The sequence below is a fragment of the Paenibacillus sp. AK121 genome (genome assembly GCF_019042715.1).
GTDB classification, from domain to species: domain Bacteria; phylum Bacillota; class Bacilli; order Paenibacillales; family Paenibacillaceae; genus Paenibacillus; species Paenibacillus polymyxa_C.
The window spans coordinates 1-10080 of the sequence record NZ_JAHPJM010000031.1; the positions used below are offsets into that span (position 1 = coordinate 1).

Here is a 10080-nt window from a genome sequence, read left to right on the forward strand (position 1 = left end):
GCATGTATTAGGCACGCCGCCAGCGTTCGTCCTGAGCCAGGATCAAACTCTCCATTAAAGACCAACCGAAGCTGGTTTATCGAAAGAGCGATTAGCTCATTTTGAAACTGACGAGATAAAATATCTCATTGTTGATTTTGCGAACAAAATCAGTTTACTCACTCGTTGTTCAGTTTTCAAAGATCAAACACTTCTTTTTTCGAATCAGCTCATCGCCTCATCAACTCTTATATCATATCACTTCCGAACCAACTTTGCAAGCTTTTTTTCAAAGTCTTTTTTGAAACATTCGCTCACAACCTTGTGTTTCTTGGCCGGAATTAGAATATACCATATGTATTTTTAGTTTGCAAGCATTATTTATATAAAATTTCATAACACATATTTATCAATCGTTTTCTTTCATATATTACTTCTTTTGTTTTTACTCGTGGTAAACTAAAAAAAGAACCTCCTCCCTTTTAAACAACAGGAAAGAGGTTCTGTATTTTATATCTACTGAATTATTCGGAGCCCATAAAGGCAAAGCGGATTACTACAATAATAGCAAGCACCCACATAAGCCAGTGAATTTTAACTTTATTGCTGGTAAACAGATTACTGAACACTGCCAGCACAACGTAAGACAGAATACCAGCAGAAATACCATTCGCAATTCCACCTGTAAAAGGCATCAAAACGATGGTCAGAAACGCTGGGAATGCCAACAGGAAGTTATCCCAGTCAATATTACGAACCTGACTCATCATCAACACCCCAACGATAATCAAAGCCGGAGCAGTAGCCGCAGAAGGCACAACCAGAGCCAGCGGCGCAATAAAGAGGGCCAACAAGAACAGAACGCCTGTCGTTACAGCAGTGAGACCTGTACGTCCACCTTCTTCTACCCCTGCGGAGCTTTCTACAAATGCTGTAATTGTACTTGTACCCAATACTGCACCAGTACTTACGCCAACAGCATCTACCAGCATCGCTTTACCGATAATTTTCTCGCCTTTTTTCTTATCTTTCATTATGCCTGCGCGTGTAGCTGTACCTACCAGCGTACCGAAGGTATCAAACAACTCTACAAATGTGAAGATGAAAATAATATCAAACAGACCAATATGCAAAGCTGCCTTCAGGTCTAACTGACCTACTGCCAAATTGCTGAAATTTGGAATCCAGTGCCCTGTTGTCAAGCTACTCAGATCCGTTACACCCATCGGAATACCGATTAATGTAGTAGCTACGATTCCAATCAGCAATGCGCCTTTGACCCGAACGACCATCAACGCTGCGATAATGAGCAACCCGATTAGCGCCAGCAACGCATCCTTTTGATGTACCAGACTACCCAGAACCAAATTAAAAGCATGACCCGGAACCGGTTGACCAACATCTGTCCCTGGAACAATACTCACCATAACCAGATTACAAAGCTTGAAACCAACAATTGTGATAAACAAGCCAATACCAACTGTAATAGCAGTTTTTAAATTTTCCGGAACTGCAACAAGCAGCATCTGTCTTACCCGGGTAACGGTTAAAATCAGAAAGACGATACCGGATATAAATACAGCGCCAAGTGCCGCTTGCCAAGTAATCATCCCATTAGAACTCAAGACTACGGTCATAAAGTAAGCATTCAAGCCCATCCCTGGCGCCATACCGATTGGCACATTTACAAACAAGCCCATCAGAATGGTAACTAAACCTGCACCTACTGCTGTTGCAAAGAAAACAGCTTCACTAGGCATCCCCGCGCCAGTTGGTCCCAAAAAGGTATTGTTGACCACCAGGATATAAGCCATGGTCATAAAAGTAGTAATCCCCGCAATAATCTCGGTGCGGATGTTTGTGCCATGTTCCTTTAATTTAAAGAAACGCTCCATGAGTCGTAATTCCTCCTACGCAAAGCATACTCGTATTGTTGTCGTTCACTTGCTGTAATATTCGTCTTTATATACGCTATATTACATCCGTTATTTTAGGCTCTCGCCTACGGCTTGTCAACAGAAAAAACGAATGTTACAAATTAAACACATATGTATTGTTCGGAAAACAGATAACCCGCGAGCTATTATACAGCTGGCGGGTTATCATTTAGAATAATCAGATATTTTTGTACTTATCAAAAGCATCAGCTGTATCCGGTATATTTTCCAGATAAACGATCTTCCCTTCTGCATCCAGTCGGGCTTTGTCCACTCCAGTAAGTGTATAAACTTCGCCTGTTGCCTTTTTACCGCACACTGCCCATCTGGTTTGATAGGTATCAGCTTCTTCAGCTGATTAATCGTTCTCTACTTACTTGATCATCTTTTGCTAAATCGTAGTAATAAAAATATTCTTCTAAAATCTTCATCGAGTGGCCTCCAAAAACATTTGTCCTCGCACATTTCACATATTCTTCACATTGCTAGACATACGCTGTAGTGCATCTGTTAAAGCCACAATTTCCTCATCTGCAAACTTATAGAGGAGCTTTTCCTGAAACGCTTGTCTTTGCTCTGTCAAAACTTGCAGCTCTTGAATTCCTAATTCGGTTAAACGTATATAGGTTATACGCTTATCCTGCTCTTTTTTAATTCGTAAAATCAGACCTTCCTCCTCCAGCCTTTTCAGATGCCGGGTCACTGCTGCACCATCCAGAACGAGCAGATGTTGAAGCTCCAGCTGACTTAGTTCCTGACGATGATTAATATGATACAAAATTTCGACCTTGGTGAAGCTGGTTTTTAGCTGTGCTTCAAAAGCGTTATTCATTTCTTTACACAAAAGATGCATTCGATAAAATAGCTGGCTTTTTTCAGAGCAATGTTTGATGACAAACCCTCCTCCTAATACTTGACCCATCAATTGATTCATCAAGCATTATACACCCTCACTAAAAATAAACAAGTCCTGAGACAAGTCTATAGACAAATCCTACAATCCCAAAAAAATGCTCAAGCTAAACGAATAGCCGCATTCTAGAATTTATAGTTAAGGTCATTCGATGTCTTTCCTACTCTATTAGATCGTATTATTGATTTCGATAAATTTATGTTCAATTGCTGTCATTTCGTGATTGGGACGGGATATTAAATATGTATCCATGTAGCCAAAAATTGAAGGAACCGGTAAATAAGACGTTACTTTAAATTGTCGCGCCAGCTTTTTGGACATAAGGGTAATTCCCATTCCCATCAGAGCGAATTCTACCATCGTATCAAATATTCCAACCTCAACAACCTCGCCATGGGTCAATTGCATGTCCTGATACATCTTCTCTAAATGCGTGAGGTACAGGCAGCTATCCGACAATATGATAATAGAAGCTCCTTGCAGTACCTGTTGGAGATCCGAGCCTTCGTGTATACCTTTCCCCACCAGCACAAGCTCTTCACGGCATATTTTTTGATAATGAATATATGGGTTGGTAGGATATCCTGTAACAAAAGCAATATCAAGCTCGCCGTCGAGGATGAATTGCTCCATTTCCGTGGTAGTTCCGGTTTTTAATGTCACCGAAGCCTGCGGATACATCTCATATACCTTCGTTAGCGCCCTTGTTGTTTCGCCTGCTACAATGGACTGCATTGTGCCGACACGCAATTTTTCCTCCTGGGGTCTCATTTTCATCTCCGTGTCTTGCCATAGCAGTAAAATTTGCTTGTACTGAGTATATAGAATTTCGCCTGCGGGTGTCAGTTCCATACCACGAGGCTTTCGGTAAAATAACGCTGTGCCGTAATAGGCCTCCAGCTTCTTTATTTTAGCCGTCATATTCGATTGCAGATGATTCAGCTTCTGGGCAGCTTCTGTTAGACTTCTAAGTTCCGCCACTGAAACAAATGCCTGCATATTCTGAATATCCACCATTTCATCTCCCATCAAATAAAATGATATCTATATCATTAACAAACATTATTCTTTATGAGTTAAGTGTATTATATTGGGCTTGAGCGGTATTTACTACCCACATTTTAAAATCAGGAGGGATGGCACATGGTACAACAGAAGATTCGTGCAGGTATCATAGGAGGTTCGATGAATAACAAATGGGCCAGCCAAACACATATTCCGGCTTTGCTCAAGCACCCGAGCTTGGATATCACAGCCATCGGCACTTCCCGTATGGAGAGTGCACGAAAAAGTGCAAAAGGCGTGGGGACGTCATTAGCTTTTGACGATGCGAAAAAGCTCGCAGCTTCAAAGGAAGTGGACATGGTCGTGGTGAGCGTAAAAGTTCCCCATCATAACGAGGCCGTAATGGCGGCTATTCAAGAGGGGAAGCATATTTTTTGTGAGTGGCCTCTGGGAGCCAACACTGCGGAAGCTGCTGAAATGGCTAAGGCGGTGGAACTGGCGGGCATTCATCATACCGTCGGCTTGCAGGCACGGCAGGATTTTGAGGTTCAAACGATGAAAAAGCTGGTGGAAGACGGGACAATTGGTGAAATTGTATCCTGTCATATGCAAGTAGCTACTTCTGGCAAAGGAGGACGAACAGATCAGGATACGGCATACTTGCTGAATAGAGCCAGTGGTGCCAACCTACTAACCATTAACGGGGGACACTCTTTGGATGCACTGCAATACATCGTTGGTGAATTCCGCGAGCTGTCGGCTGTCACAGCATCCCGTTATAACGAAGCCATTATTCAGGAAACGGGTGAAATCATTGCCAAGGATACAGCCGATCAAATTCTGATTCACGGGCTGTTGGAAAAAGGAACTCCGGTATCGGTTCACATTCAGGGCGGGGTGAATTCTAAGTTTGAGCTAGAGATTCAGGGGAAAAAGGGCAGTTTGCGTTTGAGCCAGAATCCTTCGCTTGGACATGTTCAATTTGGGAATCTGACGCTTGAAAAACTTGTATACGATCAGGGAAGTCATCAAAGTTATATTCCTAATGGCTTTTTTGAACCCATACGCATAGCTGCTGAACCTGATGGCTGCTTAGACTTTCCCAAAGAAGGAGTAACCCTGAATGTAGCCAAGGCCCATCATGTATTTGCCGAGGATATTTTGACGGGCACCCGTCTCGCCCCCGATTTCAACCATGCACTAAAGCTGCATCAGCTACTGGACCGCATTGAGGAATCGGCTGCAACTGGGAAAAAGATCGTATGGTAAGGTAGATTTATAAAAAAGAACCTTCAATATCAAGATAGATGTGGAATTGAAGGTTCTTTATAATATTAATCAGTTGAAATTCTCCTTTATTTAATAAAGTCATGCATTCTCGACTTTTATACTATCACCTTCAACCAAAATAAACTCCGCGTTGCTGATTGGATATAAATTTAATTGGCTGCCATATTCCTCAATGATGTTCTCCACCGCTTTTTTAAACGGGATGTTCGTATGGTGGGGGACTGGATAGAATTCAATTATTCCGAGCGCAGCAAAAGAATCCAAAGCAGGCGCCTCCTGCACATTGTCCATAAGTCGGACATACTCGATATTCGATGATAAAATCATCGAACCTGCCGATTCGCCTATATAGAGCTTCCCTGCATTAACTTCTTCAGCAATGATTTTGTCAGCCCCGCTTCTTCTTAGCTCTTGAAGTAAATAAAATGTGTTGCCTCCGGTAATATAAATATAGTCATTTTCTCTAATTTTACTTTCTATTTCATTCAATGTTGCTGTGCTGATTTCAATTTCATCCACGACTAATCCTAAATCCTCTAATGCTTTTTTCCCTGTATTCACATAAAACTTAACTTTCTCTGGAATACTTGCGGTTGGGATGAAAGTGACTTTTTTTCCTTCCAAGTTTTCATCGGCGAAATGGACTAAGCATGGTGCAACATCCTTAAATGAGGACGACAAAAATAATTTTCTCATGTCTTTATTCTCCTTAGAATAGCGTTTAATGAAATGGGATATGTAACACTCTAATCTAGATAAATTCTAAAATATATTAGTATCAAAACATGACACCATTAGAGGATGACATGAAAAAATAAACGTTTAATTCCATACTTGCTTTAAGCTATCTATAGCTTAAAGCAAATAAAATCATATAAAAAAAGGAGACATTACCATTGAATAATATCTCCTTTTTTCAGTCTTCATATTCCGTTTTGTAACAACAAATGAATTTATATCTTCGTAGCATGTGGCAATACTATTCGCCTTTAGCTAAAACCCAATTGAGGTTGCCGTGTAGTAAACTTTCCCGAGCAAAGGTTCGACCTTGCCCCCGTAAAAAAGACTCCAACCGCATAGCGATAGTTCGCCGATGCGGAGGAGCCTGATGTTGTATTGGTGAATCTCAAAGGGTTCGTGGTTAAGATGCGGGAGTCTCCACGCTTATTCCCACTCGATTGTTGCTGGTGGTTTGGACGTTACGTCGTACACGATACGATTGACGTTGTCCACTTCGTTGACGATACGAACGGAGATTTTCTCCAATACGTCCCAAGGGATACGTGCCCAGTCAGCGGTCATGCCGTCGATCGAGGTTACTGCGCGAATACCTACAGTGTAGGAATACGTACGGGCATCGCCCATAACGCCAACGCTCTTCATATTCGGCAGAGCGGTGAAGTATTGCCAAATTTCCCGATCCAGACCCGCTTTGGCAATCTCCTCGCGCAAAATAAAGTCAGAATCACGTACAATCTTGAGCTTGTCCTCTGTTACTTCGCCCAATACACGGATGGCAAGACCCGGACCTGGGAATGGCTGACGCCATACAATTTCGGCCGGAAGTCCGCATTCTTCGCCGACTTTACGCACTTCATCCTTGAACAAAGCATTCAGTGGCTCGATCAGTTTGAATTTCATGTCTTCCGGTAAACCGCCTACGTTATGGTGCGACTTGATGGTTTGCGCCGTTGCTGTTCCGCTCTCTACAATATCTGTGTACAACGTGCCTTGTGCCAGGAAGTCAAAATCATCGAATTTAGCTGATTCTTCTTCAAAGACGTAAATAAACTCGTTACCGATGATTTTACGTTTTTGTTCCGGATCATCCACTCCTGCCAGTTTGGACAGGAAACGTTCACGTGCATCAATTTTGACAACTTTCATATCAAATTTACCAACGAACGTCTCCATTACACTTTCGGCTTCACCCTTGCGCAGCAGTCCGTGATCAATGAACATACATGTCAGTTGGTCTCCGATCGCTCTGTGAATAAGCATGGCTACAACGGAAGAATCTACGCCGCCACTTAAAGCGCACAGTACTTTCTTGTCGCCTACTTGCTGACGGATTTCACGAATTTGCTCTTCAATGAACGATTCCATGGTCCAGTTGCCTTCACAGCCGCACACTTCATACAGGAAGTTGCTAATCATCTCATTACCTTGAACAGAATGACGTACCTCTGGATGGAATTGTACTGCATACAGATTCCGTTCCAGATTACTCATCGCAGCAATCGGCGCACTCTCTGTTCCCGCATCCAGTGTAAAGCCGGTTGGCAGATCTGTAACGTGATCGCCATGGCTCATCCACACGGTTTGACGGGAATCCAGTCCTTTAGTCAACCGAGCGCCCTCATTAAATTGCACGTCTGCTTTGCCATATTCACGCTTGCCCGCACGTTCTACCTTACCGTCCAGTTGATGAGCCATCAGTTGCATGCCATAACAAATACCAAAGATAGGGATGCCAAGATCATAAATTGCCCGATCCACCTGAGGAGCATTGTCTGTATATACGCTGGAAGGTCCGCCTGAGAAAACAATCCCTTTCGGCGCCAGCTCTCTCAGCTTCTCCGCAGGCGTATTGTATGGAAGGAGCTCGCTATATACGCCGAGATCCCGAATTCTTCTTGCAATTAACTGGTTGTATTGTCCTCCAAAATCGAGAACTACAACGATTTCATTAGGCTTATTCATTACCGTGCCTCCCTCAATTGTTCGTTTCATTATACGCAACGATAAAACAACACGTCAAGAAATCAACCATAGTTGAGTGGTCATGAAAAGATTGATAAAATAAATTGATTCTAAATTACTTAATCTGTCCGTAGGAGTGTACACAATGGATGTGCTGAAGTGGATCGCACAATTGTTCGAAGAATATGGATACGGCGTCCTTTTTTTCGGCTTGCTGCTGGAATTTATTGCCTTGCCCTTTCCCGGGGAAACCACGATGGCTTATGCGGGATATCTCTCCTATGCCGGTACCCTGGATTTCAGCAAGTTGGTGCTGCTAGCGTTTTTGGGCACAACCATCGGTATGACCATTACCTACTTTATCGGAAAATGGGCTGGACTCCCCTTTATTCAGAAGTACGGCAAATGGGTTTTGTTATCGCCGGACAAGCTTCAGAAAACACAAAAGTGGTTTCAACGTTATGGATACTGGCTTATTTTCCTTGGATATTTCATTCCAGGTGTCCGGCATTTTACAGGCTATTTTGCTGGAATTATAGCTCTTTCTTTTCGTAAATTTGTCTTGTATGCTTACAGCGGTGCTTTATTCTGGGTCGTCCTCTTTCTAAGCATTGGCAAGCTGTTTGGTCCGCAATGGGATGCCATTTTCCATTTGGTTGAGCTATACGCACTACGAATCGCAGCTGTCGTTGGGTTCATCATCCTGCTGTATTTTATATATCGGTGGAGAAGCTTTCTGTTTGGATCACTATACAAATCCAAAAAATCGGTAAAAACCAGCAACAAGGATGACACGGAATAGTCACACTCCTGCCGCCTTATGACTACAGGCCCTTGCATAATATATCGAAATCACGAAAGGTATTACTACATCCCCCGCTCTTCCAGCCGAGCCCAACATTCGCGGCTCCATCATCTCGGGCGCTCCCCTTACTCCAAACATAGACAATCCGATGATACCTTGGCTCTACGTCGTCAGCATACCCAACAATCGACCCTGTAAATACAATGGGGCCAAGCATAAATTCATATTTTCAGAGCATACTAAGCCAACAAACTCCAATATCGGAGGATTTTACGTATGCCGAATCCGAATAAAAGTTGTCCACTTACTCATGTATCCTCTAACTTGAAAGATAATGTAAATCATATCGAGAGCTCCTTTGGAAACAGCGGAGATGTAATCATTAAAGAGCTACTATGGATGCAGAAATGGCCAGCGGCTCTGTTTTATATCGATGGTCTGGTCAACACTCAATTACTTCATGATTCCGTCCTGCGTTCATTAATGCGCGTAAACGAACATCATGTACCGGAGGGCACAGAACCATTCGACTATTTGAAGGATCAAATTTTGATTGCAGGTAACTCGGGTAGTGTGGATGAAATGGATGCCTTATTCAACCAGATGCTATCCGGCGGTATTATCATTTTGCTGGACGGATACGCAAAGGGCATATGGATTGATGCGGTCGGTTGGGAGGATCGCAATGTCAGCGAACCCCTATCCCAAACCGTTGTACGGGGTTCCATGGAGGGTTTTACTGAAAATTTACGTACCAATACAGCTCTAATTCGTAGGCGAATCCGCGATCCGCGACTGTGGATGGAAACAAGACAGATCGGTCAAGTGACTCATACCAATGTAGCCGTGATGTATGTCAAAGGAATTGCTGACGAAGGGGTTATTCAGGAACTGAGAGAACGTTTGGACCGAATTGATATTGACGGAATTTTGGAAGGGGGTTACATCGAGGAGGAAATTCAGGATGAAACCTATACCCTGTTTCCCACCATTTATAACAGCGAGCGTCCGGATTCGGTCGCTGCCAGCCTGCTGGAAGGGCGAATTGCTATTTTGGTGGACGGAACACCATTTGTTCTGCTGATACCTGCATTGTTCGTTCAATTTTTCCAGTCGGCAGAGGATTATTACCAGCGTGCTGACATCAGTACGTTGCTGCGTATGCTGCGCTTCTTTTCTTTTTTTATCGCTATGCTTGCGCCAGCAGTATATATTGCGGTAACTACCTATCATCAAGAGATGATTCCTACAAACTTATTGGTCAGTCTCGCTGCACAAAGAGAAGGCGTACCCTTTCCGGCTTTTGTCGAGGCAATGCTCATGGAAATAACTTATGAAATTTTGCGTGAAGCAGGAGTTCGAATTCCCAAGACCGTCGGGCAAGCCGTATCCATTGTAGGTACACTGGTCATTGGACAAGCAGCCGTGGATGCAGGAGTGGTCTCGGC

8 protein-coding genes and 1 rRNA gene are annotated in these 10080 nt (G+C 43.2%); 3 read left to right on the top strand and 6 right to left on the bottom strand.

The features are described from left to right. The 4 genes from KSP24_RS24800 to KSP24_RS24815 form a co-directional block, all read right to left on the bottom strand. Positions 1-58, bottom strand: a 16S ribosomal RNA gene (locus KSP24_RS24800); the annotation flags it as partial. A 445-nt stretch (positions 59-503) separates the two neighbouring features. Further along, the gene (locus tag KSP24_RS24805; RefSeq protein WP_216977108.1) at positions 504-1874 is read right to left on the bottom strand and encodes an NCS2 family permease; all 1371 of its coding nucleotides are present in this window, start codon (positions 1872-1874) and stop codon (positions 504-506) included. Between the two features lie 508 nt (positions 1875-2382). Then, positions 2383-2853 (bottom strand): MarR family winged helix-turn-helix transcriptional regulator, encoded by a 471-nt coding sequence (locus KSP24_RS24810; protein WP_216977110.1) that lies wholly within the window; start codon positions 2851-2853, stop codon positions 2383-2385. 144 nt (positions 2854-2997) lie between these two features. After that, positions 2998-3843, bottom strand: coding sequence for a LysR family transcriptional regulator (locus KSP24_RS24815; protein WP_058831286.1), 846 nt, complete (start codon positions 3841-3843; stop codon positions 2998-3000). Between the two features lie 129 nt (positions 3844-3972). Between KSP24_RS24815 and KSP24_RS24820 the strand changes: the two genes are divergently transcribed. Further along, positions 3973-5103 carry a Gfo/Idh/MocA family protein gene (locus KSP24_RS24820; protein ID WP_216977112.1) on the top strand — a complete coding sequence of 377 codons (1131 nt, stop codon included), beginning with the start codon at positions 3973-3975 and terminating at the stop codon, positions 5101-5103. 99 nt (positions 5104-5202) lie between these two features. Here KSP24_RS24820 and KSP24_RS24825 read toward each other — a convergent pair whose 3' ends face one another. Beyond that, a complete protein-coding gene (locus tag KSP24_RS24825; protein WP_058712513.1) occupies positions 5203-5820 on the bottom strand; it encodes a Type 1 glutamine amidotransferase-like domain-containing protein in 618 nt (205 codons plus the stop codon). A 468-nt stretch (positions 5821-6288) separates the two neighbouring features. After that, on the bottom strand, positions 6289-7827 hold the full coding sequence (guaA, locus tag KSP24_RS24830; RefSeq protein WP_013369453.1) for a glutamine-hydrolyzing GMP synthase: 1539 nt from the start codon (positions 7825-7827) through the stop codon (positions 6289-6291). Between the two features lie 145 nt (positions 7828-7972). Here guaA and KSP24_RS24835 point away from each other — a divergent pair, with 145 nt between their 5' ends. After that, complete coding sequence (locus KSP24_RS24835; RefSeq protein WP_025677511.1) at positions 7973-8629, top strand: DedA family protein; 657 nt, start codon at positions 7973-7975, stop codon at positions 8627-8629. Between the two features lie 279 nt (positions 8630-8908). Beyond that, positions 8909-10080: spore germination protein (locus KSP24_RS24840; RefSeq protein WP_216977114.1), on the top strand; the 1172-nt coding region annotated here is incomplete at its 3' end.